The organism is Mucilaginibacter sp. PAMB04168 (assembly GCF_039634365.2).
In the GTDB taxonomy this organism is placed as follows: Bacteria; Bacteroidota; Bacteroidia; order Sphingobacteriales; family Sphingobacteriaceae; genus Mucilaginibacter.
On the sequence record NZ_CP155079.2, the window covers coordinates 4,747,894 to 4,765,893 of the forward strand.

An 18,000-nucleotide genomic window follows, 5' to 3' on the forward strand; every position below is an offset into this window, starting at 1 on the left:
AAAACATGAGAAAAACATTTTATAAAGGCCGGTTTATATTCATACCTATTATAGCAATTGCTTTCCTGTCACTCATAAGCTTTATAGTCATGCAATTGTGGAATAACCTTTTGCCAGATATTTTGCACATAGGGGCTATTACCTTTTGGCAAGCTATGGGTATATTTATTTTATGCAAAATACTGTTTGGTTTTAGCCGGCCGGGCCGGTTTGGGGGCGGCGCTCCGTGGATGCGCGGAAGAATGGCCGAACGATTTAAACACATGAGCCCTGAAGACCGCGCCCGTTTTAAAGAGCAGTTCGGCGATCGCATGTGCCGGGGCCGTGGCCCTTGGGGCAGCCACGACTGGCGGGAGGATGAACCTGTAAAACCTGCAGACGAAACTGCTGATTGATGACCCTGCGCACGTCCTCCTTCTCAAAGGGGATGAGGTTAGAACGCATGTAAAGGCAAGGCGCATTTATTATACCTTATCACTTTTCATATCTAAAAGGCATCCCTTACCAAAAACAGAGGGATGCCTTTATTTTTATGCTATGCCAACTGCTTTACCGCTGCAAGGGCACAGTTCATACCGTCAATAGCAGCCGATATGATGCCACCGGCATAACCGGCCCCCTCGCCACAAGGGTACAATCCTTGTACTTGCGGATGTTGCATGGTTTCCCTGTCGCGCGGAATTTTTATGGGGGATGAAGTGCGCGATTCTACACCAACCAGCAGCGCCTCATTTGTATAATACCCTTTCATCTTTTTGCCAAAGGCGGGTAAGGCTTTTTGCAAGCGGCGATGTATCCAGCCTGGCAGCACCGTTTTTAAATCGGCACTGGCAACACCGGGCAAATAGGAATTTTGAGGAATATCGGCAGACAGACGTCCTTCCACAAAATCGACCATACGCTGGCCCGGGGCAACCAGGTTACCCCCACCGGCAGCAAAGGCAATTTGCTCAACCTGCTGCTGAAAACGTAACAGCTTAAAAGGATCTGTATTATCACCGGCCACATCCTCCAGGTTAATTTGTACAACAGTACCCGAATTGGCAAAAGGATTATTGCGTTTAGACGGGCTCCAACCGTTCACCACAATTTCGCCGGGCTCGGTTGAACATGGCGCAATAATGCCGCCCGGGCACATACAAAAAGAAAATACCCCGCGGTCTTCTACCTGCTCAACCAAACTGTAATAAGATGGGGGTAAGTACTCGCCGCGTATGTCGCAATGGTACTGGGCTTTGTCAATAATTTCCTGCGGATGCTCAATGCGTACGCCCAATGCAAAGGGCTTGGCCTCTATTAATATATTTTGGCGATGCAGCATTTCAAACACATCGCGGGCAGAGTGCCCGGTTGCCAGTATCACCGCATCAGCTTTAACGGCATTACCATCTGCCGTTTGTACACCGGTTATTTTACCAAACTGCACATTAAGCGCGGTCACTCTGGTATCAAAATGTATTTCGCCGCCTGCATTTAAAATAGTTTCGCGCATGGCGGTGATAATGTGCGGCAGCTTGTTGGTGCCGATGTGTGGGCGCGCATCCACCAAAATATCTTCAGTAGCGCCATGTGCCACAAACATTTGCAGCACTTGGTTCACATCACCCCGCTTGGTAGATCGGGTGTACAGCTTACCGTCTGAATATGTACCGGCTCCACCCTCACCAAAACAATAGTTAGATTCGGGGTTAACCAGTCCCTGCTTGTTAATGTTGGCCAAATCGCGGCGGCGTTGCTTTACATCCTTGCCACGTTCTATAATAATAGGCTTAACACCGGCCAGTATACACTGTAAACCGGCAAATATTCCTGCCGGACCAGCGCCTACTATAATAACCGGCTTTTTATCCTTCACATCCGGGTAATCGATATGAAAACTGGTAGGCGGAGCCGCTTCATCTAAAAACACCTGTACCTGCATGCGGTATACCACTTTACGGCCGCGGGCATCGATAGAGCGTTTGCGAATTTTTATTCCCTGAATACGTTTAGGTGATAACTTGAGGTTTTGGGCAGCTATTGCTTTTAAAGCTTCTTCATTCTGGTGTTCCTCGGGCAGGCACACCATTTCAATCTCTTTCATCATAACTATTGCCGGGTTTTTATCCCGGATGATGCAAAGATAAGCATTGTTTGGCAGGGTAAAAAGTGTTCGGCCGTGTACGGATATTGTTCGTTAACGAACACTTTAGTTCATATTAAAAAATACTTATAGCTGTTTATCAGCACCTTACATATTTGGTGCCATAGTTGGCATGAGTGTATCAAATCGAATAACACAGCCATGATCACTGAACAAAGCTTGAACCGGATATGGGAAGGATGCCTGAAACAAGAGCGCAAACAGCAGGAACTATTATATAAAGTATTAGCTCCTCGTATGTTAGCAGCTTGTGTACGTTACGCAAAAGACCGCGACGAGGCCGAGGATATAATGCAAGAAGGTTTCATTAAAGTGTTTGGTTCGATGCACAAGTACCGTGGCGAGGGTAGTTTGGAGGGATGGATTAGACGCATTATGGTGCACACCGCCATATCACGTTACCGCAAACTAAAACCATTGGTACTGACCGACGAATTGCCCGAAGGCGTTACCGTAAATATGAGCTATAGTGAAAGCGGGTTGGAGGCTAAGGAACTGCTAACCATGATTGGCCAGTTGCCCGACAACTACCGTAACGTGTTTAACCTTTATGCCATCGAAGGCTACTCGCACCAGGAAATTGGCGAAACCTTGGGCATCAGCGAGCTGGTATCGCGCACCACCCTGCATCGTGCCCGCGGCGTACTGAAAGACAAACTAAGCCGCCTGAAAATACGCGAACAGTACTGCTTGGCGAGTTAAGCTATATTTAAACCTAACACCTTATCATATATAATATAAAGGCCGATGAACGAGGAGTTTGTTGGCCTTTTTTGTTGCTAATAACAAGAGATGATGGCACTTGAAAATGAATGTTAAGATTCGATATTCAAACTTAAAAAGTATTTCACCGTTTACAGTTTTATAAATCAGTATATCGGTAAGTACTAAATCTCCCAGGTCATGGCCCCATATGCCATACTTTCCGTTCGCTTCATCACGATTATATACCTCGCTACTTTTTCGAACAGCTATTTTCTTAATTGTTGCTGTTAGTTCTTCTTTAAAAAAATCTGATGATAAGTCTTACTAATCTCCCGTACCGACTGACTTCTTGTAAATACGTCCTTGCAAGTAAGATTCAAATCACTACCAGTTATTAGATTATCCCTTTTTCGGTAATGAAGTGCTACGCAGCCGTTTTTGAAAATCTTTGTTTCTACCAGCTCCAACTTAAAGATTTGCGGGAGGCTGCCGGCAGGGAGTAAATGCCGGCCACTACCCGCCATAATGGGGTGCACCACTAAATGAAACTCATCAATCAGGCCCGCTGCCATCAGTTCTGGCAATAGGCTTACTGTGTCAACCGAAATGGTTTTGCCGGGCTGCTGTTTCAGTTTCTGTAATTCAGCTGCCGGGTTGCTCCGGATGATGGTGGTGTTGCCTTCCACATTTTCCAGTGTCCGCGATACGACTACCTTATCAATGGCCACCAACCTTTCTGCAAAGCGGATTTCGGCGGCAGAACCGGAGCGGTCTTTGGCCACATCGGCCCAGTAGGGAAACATAAGCTGATACATCACGCGACCATAAAAGAGCAGATCTACGTCATCCATCATTGCCGCAAAATACTCCATCAACTCTTCGCTTGGTTCGCCTAAGGTGTGGTCGCAATAGCCATCCAAACTTATGTTCAATGCAAATGATACTTTCCTCATATTACGAAAATAAGCAATGCTCATTGATACTAGGTAGGGCTATCCGCGACAAAAGAAGGGCGTTTTAAACCAAATACATCATGGCTAAATTGGCGCTCATCTGTACCTCCTACTATTTTACGTTTTTAGCCTTGAACAATAGCATAAACATTTATTTATGTCATTGCGAGGAACGAAGCAATCTCCATATGCAAAGTTATCAATCAAGCAAGCGGAGATTACTACGTCGCTGTCGCTCTTCGCAATGACATATTAATGGAAGCCTACTGATTACCGTTTGCTACTTGTGCTTGCTACTCATGTAAAACACCAGCTCTCCCCCACTCATAATATCCGCATGCTTAATAGACAAACCAGTTAGTGGTTTACCGTTCAGCAGCACCTTTTGTACGTATACATTTTTATCACTTTGGTTCTTAACCGTCACTGTAAACGTTTTGCCGTTTTGCAGGTTGATGGTAGCACCATTGATTGCTGGACTGCCTAAGGCATACTCATCATTACCCGGCGATACAGGGTAAAAACCCAGGTTGGTAAAGATAAACCAGGCGCTCATTTGGCCGGTATCATCGTTGCCGCCAAGGCCGTCGGGGGTGGGTTTGTACATTTTAGGCAGTATCATGCGTACGCGCTCCTGGGTTTTCCAGGGCTGGTTGGTATAGTTGTACAAGTAGGCCACATGATGCGAGGGCTCGTTGCCGTGCACATAGTTGCCAATAATGCCGTCGCGGGTTATGTCTTCAGTTTCTTCAAAAAACTTATCGGGCAGGTGCATGGTAAATAGCGAGTCCAAATAGGGCACTACGCGCTTATTGCCGCCCATCAATTCAATCAGTCCTTTAGGATCATGCGGTGCAAACAGGGTATAGTTCCAGGCGTTACCTTCAATAAAGCCCTGTCCAATGGTAGTCAGCGGGTCAAACTTCGCACGGAAAGCGCCGTTCTCCAAGCGCGGGCGCATAAAGCCCGATGCCTTGTCGTAAACGTTGCGGTAGTATTGGGCGCGTTTGCTAAACTCTTCGTATAGATCCTGTTTACCTAACTTTTTGGCTAATTGAGCTATACACCAATCGTCGTAAGCATACTCCTGCGTGCTGGATACCGAGTTACCATTGCGTTCATCAGGTATATATCCTTTATCCATATAATAACCAATGCCTTCGTAATCGCGGTGACGGGCGGTAGCAACACAAGCTTCCAAGGCTTTATTTACATCAATACCAGCGGTGTTACCTTTAATAATAGCATCGGCCACAACCGATACACTGTGATAGCCCGACATGCACCAATTCTCGTTACCGGAGTTTGACCATACCGGCAGCATGTGCTCGGGGCTTTGCTCATAATGTGCCAGCATTGATTTTACCATATCGGCATTACGCTCGGGCGCTATAATATTAAACAGTGGATGCAGGGCCCGGTAGGTGTCCCATAACGAGAAGGTGGTATAGTTAGTAAAGCCGTTGGCCTTGTGCACGTTTTGGTCAATCCCTTTGTACTGCCCGTCAGTATCCATATAAATGGTCGGATTAATCAAGGTGTGGTACACTGCTGTATAAAAGTTTTCTTTAGTGGCGCGGCTGTTGCTTTGTATTACAATTTTATGCAGCTCGCTTTCCCACTGCTGCTGGGCGGCAGCTTTTACCTGTTCAAAATTCCAGCCAGGTACTTCAGTCTGCATGTTGGCCAAGGCGCCTTCCATACTAACCGGCGATAGTGCCATTTTAATTTTCACCTTCTCGCCGGTGGTAGTTTTAAAATCGAAGTAAGCCTTTATACGCTGACCGGCAATCTCCGGAAAGTTACGCGTTTGGTTAAATTTACCCCAAAAGCCACGATAAACCTGCCGGGTAGATTCGTTACGGAACCCGTGCGATACAAAAGGCTTGGAGAAACGCATAGCAAAATACAATATCCGGTTTTTGGCCCAACCGTTAGTTTGGCGATAGCCGGTTATCAGCGTATCGTTTACCACATGTACATAGGTCCATACGTTTTTATCAGTGTAATTGTAAATGCCCGCAGTTAAGTCAAATACAATGTGCGCCTGGTCTGATTGCGGAAAGGTATACTGATGAAAGCCTACACGTGTACTGGCAGTCATCTCGGCTAACACATTGGGGTCGTCCAGCTTTACCTTGTAATAGCCCGCCTCGCTCACCTCATTCTGGTGCGAAAAACGCGAACGGTAGCCACTGCCGGGTTTATCGGCTGTACCCGGGTTTAATTTTACAGCACCTACGGTTGGCATTATTAAAAAATCGCCCAAATCAGAGTGGCCGGTACCGCTGAAATGCGTGTGGCTAAAGCCGGTTATGGTTTTATCGTCATACTGATAGCCGGCACAATACTCATAAACTTTAGGGTTGTATTTACCATTCAGCTCATAGCCTACACTATCGGTCTCGGGACTTAACTGCACCATACCAAAAGGCACGGTAGCTCCCGGATAAGTGTGCCCCATACGCTGGGTGCCTATAATGGGCTTTACATAAGGCACCAGTTTTTCGGTAATTCTATTTTGAGCAGAGGTAGCCAGGCAGCTTGCTAAGAGCAGTATTACCGGCAGACAGGCTTTTTTCACTTTTTATATTTGAATTATTAAGTAACTGATATGAAACATATTCGCCATATTGGCATTAATGGTAAAACTTGTAACAACGGTACAGCGTTTGTAATCTAATTACCAAAGATCAACTTTAAACAAAATTTAAGACAAAACATGAAAAAATTATTTTCAGCCATCCTGTTTATTACGGTAGCCATGTCATTTAGTTCATGTGGTTATAATAGTATGGTAAAGCTTGATGAAGATACCAAGGCCAAGTGGGGAGCCGTACAAAGCCAGTACCAGCGCCGGGCCGACTTAATACCTAACCTGGTTGCAACTGTAAAAGGTGTTGCTAATTTTGAAAAAAGCACGCTGGTTGAAGTAACTGAAGCGCGCGCTAAAGCAACATCAATACAGGTTGACCCCGATAAACTGACGCCAGAAAACGTACAGAAATTTCAACAAGCACAAGGCCAGTTAAGTACTGCATTGGGCCGATTACTGGTTGCCTCAGAAAACTATCCTACCCTGCGTGCTAACGATAACTTTACTGCTTTACAAGGCCAGTTAGAAGGCACTGAAAACCGCATCAGCGTAGCCCGCATGGATTTTAACACATCGGTACAAGCTTACAACAGCAAGCTGCGTACTTTCCCAAATAACCTTACAGCTAAAATGTTTGGCTTTACGCCAAAAGGTTATTTTGAGGCCGAAGCCAACGCCCAAAGCGCGCCTAAGGTGCAGTTTTAATTTTTAGTGAGTGGTTAGGTGTTGATTAGTTAAGTCATGTTTACACTCTAAACCGGATTTAATTTCGTCAATAATTAACCACTCAACTAATTAACCACTTAATTCTCACATCATATGGCATTTAACGAGGAAGAGCAACAGCTAATAAGGCAAGCTATTGAACGTGCTGAAAAAAACACATCAGGCGAAATACGGGTGGCAGTCGAAAACACTTGCTCAGAGGATCCATTAGACCGCGCAGCCACTTACTTTTACAAGCTGGACATGGATAAAACCAAGTTACGCAATGGCGTGCTTATTTATTTAGCTGCACAAGACCATAAGTTTGCCATTATAGGCGATGGTGGTATAAACCGGGCAGTACCCGATAATTTTTGGGATGAAACCAAGGAGGCTATGCTGAACTGTTTTAAACAAGGCAACTTGGCGCAGGGCGTCATTACCGGTATAGACAGCGCCGGCCGGCAGCTTAAACAATACTTTCCGTTTGATGAAACCGGCGATAAGAATGAGCTATCGGATGACATAGCTTTTATGGACGGCGAATAAATTATATTTAAACTTACGATGCTTAAAAGATATTTGTTCCTGCTTTGCATAATGCTCATAAGCCTTACCGGCTTTGCGCAGCAATTGCCTGAGCGTTCAACTACGCTGGTTACCGATTACACCAACACACTTTCGGCCGATGAGAAGCAAAGGCTGGAAGATAAGCTGGTAGCTTTTAATGATTCCAGCTCCACTCAAATTGCGGTGGTGCTGATGCGCTCTGTTGGTGATTATGATATTGCCGATTATGCTGTAAAGCTGGGCAGGGCATGGGGCATTGGGCAAAAAGACAAAAACAACGGCGTTCTATTGCTGGCTGCCTTGAGTGACCGCAAGGTAACTATACAAACCGGCTATGGTGCAGAAGGTGCCATAACCGACGCACTTACCCAGCAAATCATACAAAATGACTTAAAGCCTAACTTCAGACAGGAAAACTATTTTGCTGGTTTGGATGCAGCTACAGATCATCTTGTACAAGCCATAAAAGGCGAGTATAAGGCAGAACCGAAAGCAAAAAAACGCAGGCAGGGTGATGGCGGTGGCAACGCTGGCATCATTATCTTTATTGTCATTATTATTCTCTTCTTCATCTTTAGGAGCCGTGGTGGCGGCGGTGGCAATCAAGTTATAGGCAGGCGTGGTGGCGCAAGCCCGTTCTGGTGGTTTTTAGCTGGCAATATGCTGGGTGGCGGTGGCCGAAGCAGTGGCGGCTGGGGCGGTTTCTCAGGCGGTGGCAGCTCCGGCGGAGGCGGCGGATTTGGCGGTTTTGGCGGCGGTAGTTTCGGCGGTGGGGGCAGCAGCGGCAGCTGGTAAAATTTATTGCTATGTACCGCAAAGATCATCTGCTCAAAGAGGCACAACGTATGGCGCAAATGATAGCTAAATTGCTTGGTCTTAAAAACGTGGCCGGCAAGGAGGATGAGTTTAAACAAGTGTTTGACGATACCCTGCTTAGTGATTTTGACATCAGAACAGAGGAGCTACTGGCATTAGACCTAAAGGATTTTGACCTGTGGCTTAAACGAAATAATTTTAACGCCGAGAAGCTGGACACCTTAGCACAATTGCTTTATATGCATGCGGAACCGTTTAAGGCTGAGACACCGGTGATAGCCCAGCTTCACAAAGTACTGCTGGTATTTGAATTGCTGGAAAAAGAACATCACTGGCAATCGTTTGAAAATATAGGCAAGAGGCAAATTATTCAACAATATTTAAAACAACACAATGCCTGATTTGAAGTGGCAAGTACTATCATCCGAATATATACATAAAGGGCCATGGGCTACCCTGCGTACCGATCAATGCCAGATGCCCGATGGACGGATTGTACCTTCTTACTACGTACTCGAATACCCCGACTGGGCCAATGCAGTAGCCGTTACCGATGATAATAAAATTATTTTGGTACGGCAATATCGCCATGCAGCGGGCGTGGTATCGTTGGAAATTCCAGGCGGAGTAATTGAAACGGGCGAAGCGCCCGTTGATGGCATGAAACGCGAACTGCTGGAGGAAACCGGTTATGAATTTAACGACCTTGAATTGCTCTGTAAATTGCATGCCAATCCATCAACTGCTAATAACATTACGCACTGCTACCTGGCACGTGGCGGCAAGAAAACGCAAGGCCAGCATTTGGATGAGCTAGAACAAATAATAGTAGAGGAATATACTATTGATGAAGTTAAGCAGTTACTATCCGAAAATAAAATAACCCAGGCACTTCATTGTAGTACATTGTTTTATGCCTTGATGAAGCTTGGTGCTTTATGATAACGAAAAGCCTAAGTAAATTTAACTGTTAAGCACCCCCCACAACTCTAATCCGTTTGTTTTACAAATTAATAATGCCCTATATGCGCAAGTAATGGCCTTAAGTAAGGTATTGCATTAAATAGGAAAAGCCCTGCACATTATGGCAGGGCTCCGGGTTATAATTGGTTAGTAAACGACGTATTAGTGTTAAGCCATTTTCAGTTTTTTCTGAATATCGGCTACATAGCTTTTAAATTTCTTGTCGGTGTCGATTAAATCCTCAACGGTTTGACAGGCATAAATAACGGTAGAATGATCGCGGCCACCAAAGAAGTTACCGATTGATTTCAGAGAACTTTTAGTGTGTGCTTTGGCCAAGTACATGGATATCTGACGGGCCTGCACAATCTCGCGTTTACGGGTTTGTGATTTCACCATATCAACCGGCACCTCAAAGTACTCGCAAACCAGGCTTTGTATATATTCGATAGAAATTTCTTTAACAGAATTTTTTACAAAGTTTTTGAGCATCGCCTTAGCCAGGTTAAGGTCAATCTCCTTACGCATGAGGGTTGATTGTGCCAGTAAAGAAACCATGGCGCCTTCCAGCTCACGAATGTTGTTATCAATATTGTGTGCAACGTACTCAATTACATCATCCGGCAACTCAATACCATCCTGATAAGTTTTATTTTTCAGAATAGCCATGCGGGTTTCCAGATCAGGCGTTTGCAAATCGGCCGATAGGCCCCATTTAAAACGTGACAACAAGCGCTCTTCTAAACCGGCCAGATCTTTAGGGGCTTTATCAGAAGTGATTATAAGCTGCCTGCCTGATTGATGCAGGTGGTTAAATATATGGAAGAAAAAATCCTGCGTTTTCTCCTTACCGGCAAAGTTGTGCACATCATCCATAATGAGCACATCAATAGCCTGGTAAAAATTAACAAAGTCGTTAATGTTATTATGCTTTAAGGCATCAACAAACTGTTGCGTAAATTTTTCGCACGATACGTACAAAACCAATTTATCAGGTAGCGTACGTTTAATTTCGTTACCTATAGCTTGTGCCAGGTGGGTTTTACCTAAGCCTACGCCGCCATAAATCATAAGCGGGTTGAAAGAGGTACCACCAGGTTTTGCGGCTACTGCGTAACCGGCCGAACGGGCTAAACGGTTACAATCACCTTCAACAAAGTTTTCAAAGGTATAATTCTGATTAAGCTGAGGATCTACATGTAATTTTTTTAAACCAGGAATTACAAAAGGGTTTTTGATGTCCTTGTTTAAAGAAATAGGGACCGGCATAGATTGATTCTTAGCCTCGGCACCGTTACCATTTGAAGGCATATTGGTTGTAAAAGGCTTATTGGATGATGATTGCTCTACCACTATGTTGTACTCCAGCCGGCCATCGTCGCCCAGCTGCTTTTTAATGGTTTTACGAAGCAGACCTACGTAATGTTCTTCAAGCCATTCGTAAAAAAATAAACTTGGTACCTGTATGGTTAGCACGCTGCCATCCAACCTCAAAGCCTTGATAGGCTCGAACCAAGTCTTGAAACTTTGGGTCGGGATGTTGTCTTTAATAATCTGCAAGCAGCTATTCCAAACAGTAGTACAAGTTATTTCCATATAATCTTAAAGATAAAATGCTGATTTCCAACCCCAGGCTCCACTTTCATTGAGACCGCTACGGAACACCGAATATTCGAAAAAAAAGCGGATTAAAAAATTAAATTTAAAATTTGTATTGACGCTTTTTTTATGCTATGAACAGCCACACATCACGTGTTTTCTGGCGTTTATTCATCTTTTCGAAATACGCAACTACCTCATAATTAATAAATTATAAGTTTTATTTTTTAAAACGTAAATTAAGTTTGTTCTTAAAAAGAAAACGCTAATTAGACGTTTGCGTTGCACCAGCTTAACATCAATACTCAAGCCATAAAAGCAATTTTATTACCAATTAAATGGTAAATAATTGACTTTCGGCACCATAAAATTTTCCCTTTAATAATTTTAAACTGCTGGTTAAAAGGCGACCGCCTTAAGTATACGGTTATCCATACACTGCATTGCCTGTTGAACAATGCAGTGCAATAATGGGTACATGGCTAGTTTAAAACAGCTCCTCTAAATCTTTGTGAATCATTCCGGCCGCTATCTCGTAGGGGTTATTCTCCAATTGACTCAGGTGGGTAAGCAAAGCCCGGCTAAACTCCAAACCAGTAGCGTTTTCGGGCAAGCTGCGCAAGGTTCCGTTCAATAAACCAATGGTATCGTCTTTAAGGCGCCTAACAACCGCCCACGCCCGGCTACTTACATATACCTGCTGGGTTATGTTATGCTGGTACTCATCATTTACCTCCTGCACGGCCAGCCGCAGCAAATCAGCAGCCGAATAAGCCGAACCGTTAAGCCGAACCAATAAGTTTGCCGGGTTAATACGCTCTACAAAAAGTACAATACGCTCATAAGCCTGCAACCTTAACGGAAGCGTTTGATTATCGGCAGCTTTTTTTAACTCCAAAACCTGCAGCCGCTGCGTTTTATCCATATAGGGCTTAAATAAGTAAAAGGCTACTAATACTACACCCACGCCGGCAACGGTTAATTTTAAAATATCAAGCAATATATCGTACAATACCATGTTTTTATTATGTTAGTGGCAGGTCATAAATAACCAGGCGGCCACAAAAATCTGCAATTTAACTTATATTTGTATAGCTAAATTAAAATAACATGAGCACTGCTGTTGATATTGAACTTGCACCGGTTAGCTTTACAGAAGGCGCCGCAAAAGAAATAAGGAAATTAAAAGACCAGCAAGAGCTGAGCGATGACTTTGCTTTGCGCGTAGGCGTTGAGGGAGGTGGCTGCGCAGGTATGAATTACATACTCGGATTTGATCAGAAAAAAGAAGGCGATAAAGAGTTCCTGATTGATGGCATTAAGGTATACATGCACAAAGCGCATGGCATGTACCTGGCCGGCATGCAGGTTGATTTTCAGGATGGCTTAAATGCCCGCGGTTTTGTATTCAATAACCCTAATGCGCAAAGTACCTGCGGTTGTGGTACGTCATTCTCGGTATAAGCAACGATACCATATATAAAGCAAAACAGGCAGCTCTTATTCAGACGCTGCCTGTTTTGTTTTCTCTGCTGCCAGCGCGTCGTCAATCGCTTTTTTCATCCATCGCGGATTTGCAAAATTGAAACTAACGCTCGAGAACACGATCTTACCATCTTTATCAACAATTACATTGGTAGGATAAAGGTGCAGTCCAAATCTATTAGCGAGGAAACGGCCATTTTCAATAATATGGTAGTTAAAAGGCTGTTGTTTAATAAACTCTTCTATCTGGTAAGCTTCATCCAGAGCTACTGCAATAAATACAACATCCTTGTTGTCTTTATAATCATCAACCAGCTTGTTCAGGTCCGGTATTTCCTGTCGGCAAGGCGGACAGTTAATAAACCAAAAGTTAAGCACAATTACTTTACCTGCCAGCTTTTTAGTGTCAAACTTTTCGCCATTAATGTCTTTATCCTTAAAATGCTTCAACAGCTCGCCGGTTTTAAATACGGTGCTTTCAGCTGGCTTGGGCAAGCGCGCTATCATTGCTTCTTTCTCTTCATCACTACGCCTGCTTAACACGTAAGTAACCGTATCAGCAGCGCTTTTGCGATAAGCTTTAATCGTATAACTTCCGGTGCTTAACAACCTTCGCCACACCGAACTTGGATATACCGTTCCATCTGCATCCCTAACTACCGTACTTTCGGTAAGTACAGGTGCCTTATTATTGCTTTGCGCAACAACCACAACCTGTAAACCAAGAAATAATGTAAGCAGCAATAAAAGCTTTTTCATTCAATATGATTTTTTACAAGATACACCCGGCATCTTTGATATCCAAACAGTTATATTCATTTTAAGCTTTTGCATCATAGCAACTTATGAGAGCACAGTTATAGCAATAATGTATTAATGTAGATTTGTGTTATTTGCGGCGCCTGCCTAAAGAACATAAACATAGTTGTGCAGTTTAGATAGTTAGCATTGGGTTTGGCTACGGGTTCCATCACGTACCCATTGCCGATAAAACAACATCAAATGAAATATATTCTAATTATTGTATTAATTGCTGCAAGCTTAAGTACACATGCCCAGCTTAAACCAGGTTTTGATGTGCAAGAGTACCTGGAGTTACTAAGCGTATCCCGACAGCAAACCGATACATTGAAAGGAGATCAAACACCAAGGCCGGAACATTACCGCAGGGCTTACCGCTCGGCGGTAGGCCCGCTGCTTAACCGGTGGGAACTTTGGGTTAATGGCAGTAACAAGACAGCTATCATTAGCATTAGAGGCACTACGGCAGATGCGGTAAGCTGGTTGGAAAACTTTTATGCGGCCAGTGTGCCTGCAATTGGTCAGCTGCATATTAATGATAGCACAACATTTAAATATCATTTAGCTAACCACCCAAAAGCCGCTGTACATATAGGCTGGCTGCTGGGTATGGCCAATATATCAAACAGTGTTATACAACAAATTAACAAGCTGTATCAAAAGCAAGGAATTAAGAACATATACATTATGGGGCATAGCCAGGGCGCAGCTATTGCTTATCTGTTGCGCTCGCATTTGGCCTGGCTACAGTTGCATAATACCATTCCTGCCGACATGGTATTTAAGACTTATTGCAGTGCCCCTCCAAAACCGGGCAATCTGTATTACGCATATGATTATGATTACTTAACCCGAGGCGGCTGGAGTATTGCTGTTATCAACGCTGCCGACTGGGGGCCGCAAACACCCTTTACCATACAAACATTTGATGACATTGCCCAGCCCAATCCTTTTGGAGATATTGGCGGAGCTATTCAGAAACAGTCCTTTTTTGTGAAGCTATATATTAAACACGTTTATAACCGGCTACGTAAGCCACCTGTTAGGTCGGTAAAAAATAACCAGAAATATCTTGGGCATATGGTTTACAAGTTCATTAAGAAAAGCCTGCCCCAGTTTAAAGAACCGGCATATGCCCCAACTAACCAATACACCAGTTGCGGCATTCCTGTCATCTTAATGCCTGATGATGATTACAGGAAGAAATTTCCTGATGATCCTAAAAATGTATTTACACACCACATGTTTTGGCCATATTACTATTTAACGGAGAAGGAATACAAATTAGCCCCGCATTAGAATCTCAAGAATAGGGCTTTAATAGGTTTTGGTATACAAACTGATTGTCGTTTCGAGTGCTAACAAGAAGTCCTTGAAAAGCTATCACTAATCTGATCGAGATAACAGTTTGTTGCTTAACAAAAAATGCAGGCCGTGTGGCCTGCATCAGGATGTTTTATAGTTAAAAAAATAAGGGCTACTTTATGCGCTAATTAGCGGTTAGTATACTGTTCCTCGTAATACTGTTGATAATGGCCTGATGTTACATCATTTAACCATCCTTCATTATTTAAATACCAGTCAACAGTTTTCTCCAGGCCTTCTTCAAAAGTTATGCTTGGTGTCCAACCTAATTCATTTTTCAATTTAGTAGCATCAATGGCATAACGCAAATCATGCCCTGCACGGTCGGTTACATAAGTGATCAGCTGAGCCGATGTTCCAGGCTCACGCCCCAACTTCTTGTCCATAATTTCGCACAAAAGCTTAATCAGGTCAATGTTCTTCCACTCGTTATGACCGCCAATATTATAGGTTTGGCCCGATTTGGCATTATGAAAGATCACATCGATAGCACGAGCATGATCTTCAACCCATAACCAGTCGCGCACATTTTCACCTTTACCATAAATAGGGATTGGCTTGTTTTGCTTAATATTATGAATAGAAAGTGGAATCAGTTTTTCCGGAAAATGGTAAGACCCGTAGTTATTAGAGCAATTAGAAATAACCGCATCCATACCGTAGGTATCTTGGTAAGCGCGCACCATATGGTCGGAGCTGGCTTTTGATGCCGAATATGGAGAATGTGGATCATAGGCTGTCTCTTCAGTAAACATACCATCTTCACCTAAAGTGCCATAAACCTCATCGGTTGATACATGGTAAAAGCGGGTCTCATCATAACGGCCTTTCCAGTGGTAACGGGCTGCATTAAGCAAGTTTACCGTACCTACCACATTCGTCATTACAAACTCCAGCGGATTAGCAATTGAACGGTCAACGTGCGACTCAGCAGCCAGGTGAATAACCGCATCCGGTTTTTCTGCAGCAAACAACTCATCAATAAACTGCGCATCAACAATATCACCTTTTACAAATCTGTAATTAGGCTCGTTTTCAATATCTTTTAAGTTGGCCAAATTACCGGCATAGGTAAGTTTATCCAGGTTAATGATCTCATACTCCGGATGAAACTTCACAAACCTGCGCACCACATGCGAACCGATAAAGCCGGCCCCGCCGGTAATAATAATTTTTTTCATGATTTACCTTAAAATATTTACAAGGGTTTACTAGCAATTGCTTTTTCCCACTTCCATGCAGAAGCCATCATAGTATCAACGTCCAGTTCGGCACGCCATTTAAGTACCTGCTCAGATTTTGTTACATCTCCCCACACCTGCTCCACATCGCCACCGCGGCGCGGACCAATCTCCCAGGCAAATTTCACACCGGTTGCACGCTCAAAAGCATTTACAATTTCCAGTACCGATGTTCCTTTACCCGTGCCAATATTAAATACATCGTATCCTTTAAAACTTTCTTCTTCCATCAATCTTAACGCAGCCACATGTGCTTTCGCTAAATCTACTACGTGTATATAATCGCGTATGCAACTGCCATCAGGTGTGTTGTAATCATTACCAAACACAGTTACCTTTTCCCGCTTGCCAATAGCTGTTTGCGTAATAAAAGGCACTAAATTCTGTGGAACACCAATAGGTAACTCACCAATTAATGCCGACTCATGCGCACCAACCGGGTTAAAATAACGTAGCGATACCACTTTATAGTTACTGCCAGATGCGATCATATCCTGCAATATCTCCTCGGCTATTTGTTTGGTATTACCATAAGGCGATTGAGCTGGTTTAACCGGCGCATTCTCAGTTACAGGCAATTGGTCGGGCTGGCCATAAACCGTACAGCTTGATGAAAACACAAAGTTTAACGGCTTACCATAATAGGCGTTAAGCAAGTTAAGCAGCGAGTAAAAATTGTTACGGTAATATTTTAATGGATACTGTACCGATTCGCCTACTGCTTTGAAAGCAGCAAAGTGAATTATTCCTTCTACATCAGCCACGCTGGTAGCCAAGTTTTTAACAGCGGCCTCGTCGCACAAATCCAGCTGATGAAATACCGGCTTAAAACCTAATATAGTTGTTAGCTGGTCTAAAATGCTGATGTGTGAGTTAGATAAATCATCAATAATTACAGGCTCATAACCTGCATTTACCAACTCCACTACGGTGTGCGAACCAATAAATCCTAATCCCCCCGTTACCAATATTTTTTTCATAGTGATGCTTTTTTGACAATAATAAAATTATTTATTGAAAGCGTCGAACTCTTTGTGTTCGATGATATGCTGGGGGAGTGATTTGAAGTACTCGTAGGTGATCTTCAGTCCTTCCTGGCGTGACACCTTGGGCTCCCAGCCCAGTATGGCTTTGGCCTTGGTGATATCCGGCCTTCTTTGCTTCGGATCATCCGTTGGCAGCGGCTTGGAGATGAGCTGCTGGTTGGTACCGGTCAGCTTGATGATCTCCTCTCCAAATTCCCTGATAGTGATCTCATCGGGGTTACCAATGTTCATCGGCTGCACGTAATCGCTCAAAAGCAACCTGTAAATGCCCTCCACCAGGTCATCCACATAGCAGAACGCCCTGGTCTGGCTTCCGTCACCGAACATGGTCAGCGGCTCGCCTCTTAAGGCCTGGCCAATGAAAGCCGGCAGCACCCGCCCGTCGTTCAGGCGCATCCTTGGTCCGTAGGTGTTAAAGATCCTAACAATGCGGGTCTCCACCCCGTGGAAGGTGTGGTAGGCCATCGTAATGGCTTCCTGGAAGCGCTTGGCCTCGTCATACACGCCTCTTGGTCCTACCGGGTTCACGTTGCCCCAGTATTCCTCCGGCTGCGGGTTTACGTTCGGGTCGCCGTACACCTCCGAGGTGGAGGCGATCAGCATCCGGGCGCCTTTGGCCCGGGCCAGTCCCAAAAGGTTATGCGTGCCCAGCGAGCCTACCTTAAGCGTCTGGATCGGGATCTTTAGATAATCGATCGGGCTTGCCGGTGAGGCAAAGTGCAGGATGTAATCTAAATGCCCGGGTATGTGCACAAACTTGGATACGTCGTGGTTATAAAACTCGAACTGCTCAAGCTTGAACAAATGCTCGATGTTCTTCAGGTCGCCCGTAATGAGGTTGTCCATACCGATCACCCGGCACCCTTCTTTGATAAAGCGGTCGCACAGGTGCGAGCCCAGAAAGCCTGCCGCTCCGGTAATGAGTACTCTTTTGCCTTTTATGTCTTGGTTCATTGTTATTGGTTAGTGAATGCGTGAGTGAGTGAATTGATGGATGTGAATATTTAACAAC

18 protein-coding genes are annotated in these 18,000 nt (G+C 44.2%); 9 read left to right on the forward strand and 9 right to left on the reverse strand.

The features are described 5' to 3' along the window. Window positions 1–5 precede the first annotated feature (5 nt). Window positions 6–395, forward strand: coding sequence for a hypothetical protein (locus ABDD94_RS20075; RefSeq protein WP_345953718.1), 390 nt, complete (start codon window positions 6–8; stop codon window positions 393–395). A gap of 140 nt (window positions 396–535) precedes the next feature. On the opposite strand, the gene ABDD94_RS20080 is transcribed toward ABDD94_RS20075, so the two are convergent. Further along, window positions 536–2,086: an FAD-dependent oxidoreductase gene (locus ABDD94_RS20080; RefSeq protein ID WP_345953719.1), complete on the reverse strand. Its 1,551-nt coding sequence runs from the start codon at window positions 2,084–2,086 to the stop codon at window positions 536–538. A 198-nt stretch (window positions 2,087–2,284) separates the two neighbouring features. On the opposite strand from ABDD94_RS20080, the gene ABDD94_RS20085 reads away from it, so the two are divergent. Then, window positions 2,285–2,845: an RNA polymerase sigma factor gene (locus ABDD94_RS20085; RefSeq protein ID WP_345953720.1), complete on the forward strand. Its 561-nt coding sequence runs from the start codon at window positions 2,285–2,287 to the stop codon at window positions 2,843–2,845. 290 nt (window positions 2,846–3,135) lie between these two features. Here the strand turns inward: ABDD94_RS20085 and ABDD94_RS20090 are convergent, their stop codons facing one another. Next, window positions 3,136–3,801 carry a dihydrofolate reductase family protein gene (locus ABDD94_RS20090; protein ID WP_345953721.1) on the reverse strand — a complete coding sequence of 222 codons (666 nt, stop codon included), beginning with the start codon at window positions 3,799–3,801 and terminating at the stop codon, window positions 3,136–3,138. Between the two features lie 280 nt (window positions 3,802–4,081). Then, window positions 4,082–6,361 carry a GH92 family glycosyl hydrolase gene (locus ABDD94_RS20095; protein ID WP_345955998.1) on the reverse strand — a complete coding sequence of 760 codons (2,280 nt, stop codon included), beginning with the start codon at window positions 6,359–6,361 and terminating at the stop codon, window positions 4,082–4,084. A gap of 162 nt (window positions 6,362–6,523) precedes the next feature. Between ABDD94_RS20095 and ABDD94_RS20100 the strand changes: the two genes are divergently transcribed. The 5 genes from ABDD94_RS20100 to ABDD94_RS20120 all read left to right on the forward strand — a co-directional run bounded on the left by ABDD94_RS20100 (window position 6,524) and on the right by ABDD94_RS20120 (window position 9,430). Further along, a complete protein-coding gene (locus ABDD94_RS20100; RefSeq protein WP_345953722.1) occupies window positions 6,524–7,102 on the forward strand; it encodes a LemA family protein in 579 nt (192 codons plus the stop codon). Between the two features lie 114 nt (window positions 7,103–7,216). After that, the gene (locus ABDD94_RS20105) at window positions 7,217–7,651 is read left to right on the forward strand and encodes a TPM domain-containing protein (RefSeq protein ID WP_345953723.1); all 435 of its coding nucleotides are present in this window, start codon (window positions 7,217–7,219) and stop codon (window positions 7,649–7,651) included. 18 nt (window positions 7,652–7,669) lie between these two features. Then, window positions 7,670–8,467 carry a TPM domain-containing protein gene (locus ABDD94_RS20110; RefSeq protein WP_345953724.1) on the forward strand — a complete coding sequence of 266 codons (798 nt, stop codon included), beginning with the start codon at window positions 7,670–7,672 and terminating at the stop codon, window positions 8,465–8,467. Between the two features lie 11 nt (window positions 8,468–8,478). Further along, a complete protein-coding gene (locus ABDD94_RS20115; protein ID WP_345950310.1) occupies window positions 8,479–8,889 on the forward strand; it encodes a hypothetical protein in 411 nt (136 codons plus the stop codon). Beyond that, window positions 8,882–9,430, forward strand: a complete 549-nt coding sequence (locus ABDD94_RS20120; RefSeq protein WP_345953725.1) for an NUDIX hydrolase — start codon at window positions 8,882–8,884, stop codon at window positions 9,428–9,430. Before ABDD94_RS20115 ends, ABDD94_RS20120 begins: the two co-directional genes overlap by 8 nt. Window positions 9,431–9,619: 189 nt before the next feature. On the opposite strand, the gene dnaA is transcribed toward ABDD94_RS20120, so the two are convergent. Next, complete coding sequence (dnaA, locus tag ABDD94_RS20125; RefSeq protein WP_345950308.1) at window positions 9,620–11,047, reverse strand: chromosomal replication initiator protein DnaA; 1,428 nt, start codon at window positions 11,045–11,047, stop codon at window positions 9,620–9,622. 490 nt (window positions 11,048–11,537) lie between these two features. Further along, entirely contained in the window at window positions 11,538–12,068 is a 531-nt protein-coding gene (locus tag ABDD94_RS20130) for a hypothetical protein (RefSeq protein ID WP_345953726.1), read from the reverse strand. A 92-nt stretch (window positions 12,069–12,160) separates the two neighbouring features. Here ABDD94_RS20130 and ABDD94_RS20135 point away from each other — a divergent pair, with 92 nt between their 5' ends. Further along, on the forward strand, window positions 12,161–12,514 hold the full coding sequence (locus ABDD94_RS20135; RefSeq protein ID WP_345950306.1) for an iron-sulfur cluster assembly accessory protein: 354 nt from the start codon (window positions 12,161–12,163) through the stop codon (window positions 12,512–12,514). Window positions 12,515–12,550: 36 nt separating this feature from the next. Here the strand turns inward: ABDD94_RS20135 and ABDD94_RS20140 are convergent, their stop codons facing one another. After that, window positions 12,551–13,294 (reverse strand): TlpA disulfide reductase family protein, encoded by a 744-nt coding sequence (locus ABDD94_RS20140; protein WP_345953727.1) that lies wholly within the window; start codon window positions 13,292–13,294, stop codon window positions 12,551–12,553. Between the two features lie 243 nt (window positions 13,295–13,537). Here ABDD94_RS20140 and ABDD94_RS20145 point away from each other — a divergent pair, with 243 nt between their 5' ends. Next, on the forward strand, window positions 13,538–14,635 hold the full coding sequence (locus tag ABDD94_RS20145; protein WP_345953728.1) for a lipase family protein: 1,098 nt from the start codon (window positions 13,538–13,540) through the stop codon (window positions 14,633–14,635). A gap of 194 nt (window positions 14,636–14,829) precedes the next feature. Here ABDD94_RS20145 and rfbB read toward each other — a convergent pair whose 3' ends face one another. From rfbB to ABDD94_RS20160, 3 genes are read right to left on the reverse strand one after another with little or no spacing between them, the layout of a single operon-like run. Next, the gene (gene rfbB / locus ABDD94_RS20150) at window positions 14,830–15,882 is read right to left on the reverse strand and encodes a dTDP-glucose 4,6-dehydratase (protein ID WP_345953729.1); all 1,053 of its coding nucleotides are present in this window, start codon (window positions 15,880–15,882) and stop codon (window positions 14,830–14,832) included. Window positions 15,883–15,899: 17 nt separating this feature from the next. Then, window positions 15,900–16,922, reverse strand: coding sequence for a UDP-glucose 4-epimerase GalE (galE, locus tag ABDD94_RS20155; protein WP_345953730.1), 1,023 nt, complete (start codon window positions 16,920–16,922; stop codon window positions 15,900–15,902). 27 nt (window positions 16,923–16,949) lie between these two features. Then, window positions 16,950–17,930: a UDP-glucuronic acid decarboxylase family protein gene (locus tag ABDD94_RS20160; protein ID WP_345952085.1), complete on the reverse strand. Its 981-nt coding sequence runs from the start codon at window positions 17,928–17,930 to the stop codon at window positions 16,950–16,952. Window positions 17,931–18,000 lie beyond the last annotated feature (70 nt).

What these genes read in the sequence shown, in the direction of transcription:
- ABDD94_RS20130 (WP_345953726.1), bottom strand. Translation starts at nt 12,068, where the DNA reads ATGGTATTGTACGATATATTGCTTGATATTTTAAAATTAACCGTTGCC.
- ABDD94_RS20085 (WP_345953720.1), top strand. Translation starts at nt 2,285, where the DNA reads ATGATCACTGAACAAAGCTTGAACCGGATATGGGAAGGATGCCTGAAA.
- dnaA (WP_345950308.1), bottom strand. Translation starts at nt 11,047, where the DNA reads ATGGAAATAACTTGTACTACTGTTTGGAATAGCTGCTTGCAGATTATT.
- ABDD94_RS20115 (WP_345950310.1), top strand. Translation starts at nt 8,479, where the DNA reads ATGTACCGCAAAGATCATCTGCTCAAAGAGGCACAACGTATGGCGCAA.
- ABDD94_RS20110 (WP_345953724.1), top strand. Translation starts at nt 7,670, where the DNA reads ATGCTTAAAAGATATTTGTTCCTGCTTTGCATAATGCTCATAAGCCTT.
- ABDD94_RS20135 (WP_345950306.1), top strand. Translation starts at nt 12,161, where the DNA reads ATGAGCACTGCTGTTGATATTGAACTTGCACCGGTTAGCTTTACAGAA.
- ABDD94_RS20090 (WP_345953721.1), bottom strand. Translation starts at nt 3,801, where the DNA reads ATGAGGAAAGTATCATTTGCATTGAACATAAGTTTGGATGGCTATTGC.
- ABDD94_RS20075 (WP_345953718.1), top strand. Translation starts at nt 6, where the DNA reads ATGAGAAAAACATTTTATAAAGGCCGGTTTATATTCATACCTATTATA.
- ABDD94_RS20105 (WP_345953723.1), top strand. Translation starts at nt 7,217, where the DNA reads ATGGCATTTAACGAGGAAGAGCAACAGCTAATAAGGCAAGCTATTGAA.
- ABDD94_RS20140 (WP_345953727.1), bottom strand. Translation starts at nt 13,294, where the DNA reads ATGAAAAAGCTTTTATTGCTGCTTACATTATTTCTTGGTTTACAGGTT.
- ABDD94_RS20120 (WP_345953725.1), top strand. Translation starts at nt 8,882, where the DNA reads ATGCCTGATTTGAAGTGGCAAGTACTATCATCCGAATATATACATAAA.
- ABDD94_RS20080 (WP_345953719.1), bottom strand. Translation starts at nt 2,086, where the DNA reads ATGATGAAAGAGATTGAAATGGTGTGCCTGCCCGAGGAACACCAGAAT.
- ABDD94_RS20100 (WP_345953722.1), top strand. Translation starts at nt 6,524, where the DNA reads ATGAAAAAATTATTTTCAGCCATCCTGTTTATTACGGTAGCCATGTCA.
- ABDD94_RS20145 (WP_345953728.1), top strand. Translation starts at nt 13,538, where the DNA reads ATGAAATATATTCTAATTATTGTATTAATTGCTGCAAGCTTAAGTACA.
- galE (WP_345953730.1), bottom strand. Translation starts at nt 16,922, where the DNA reads ATGAAAAAAATATTGGTAACGGGGGGATTAGGATTTATTGGTTCGCAC.
- rfbB (WP_345953729.1), bottom strand. Translation starts at nt 15,882, where the DNA reads ATGAAAAAAATTATTATTACCGGCGGGGCCGGCTTTATCGGTTCGCAT.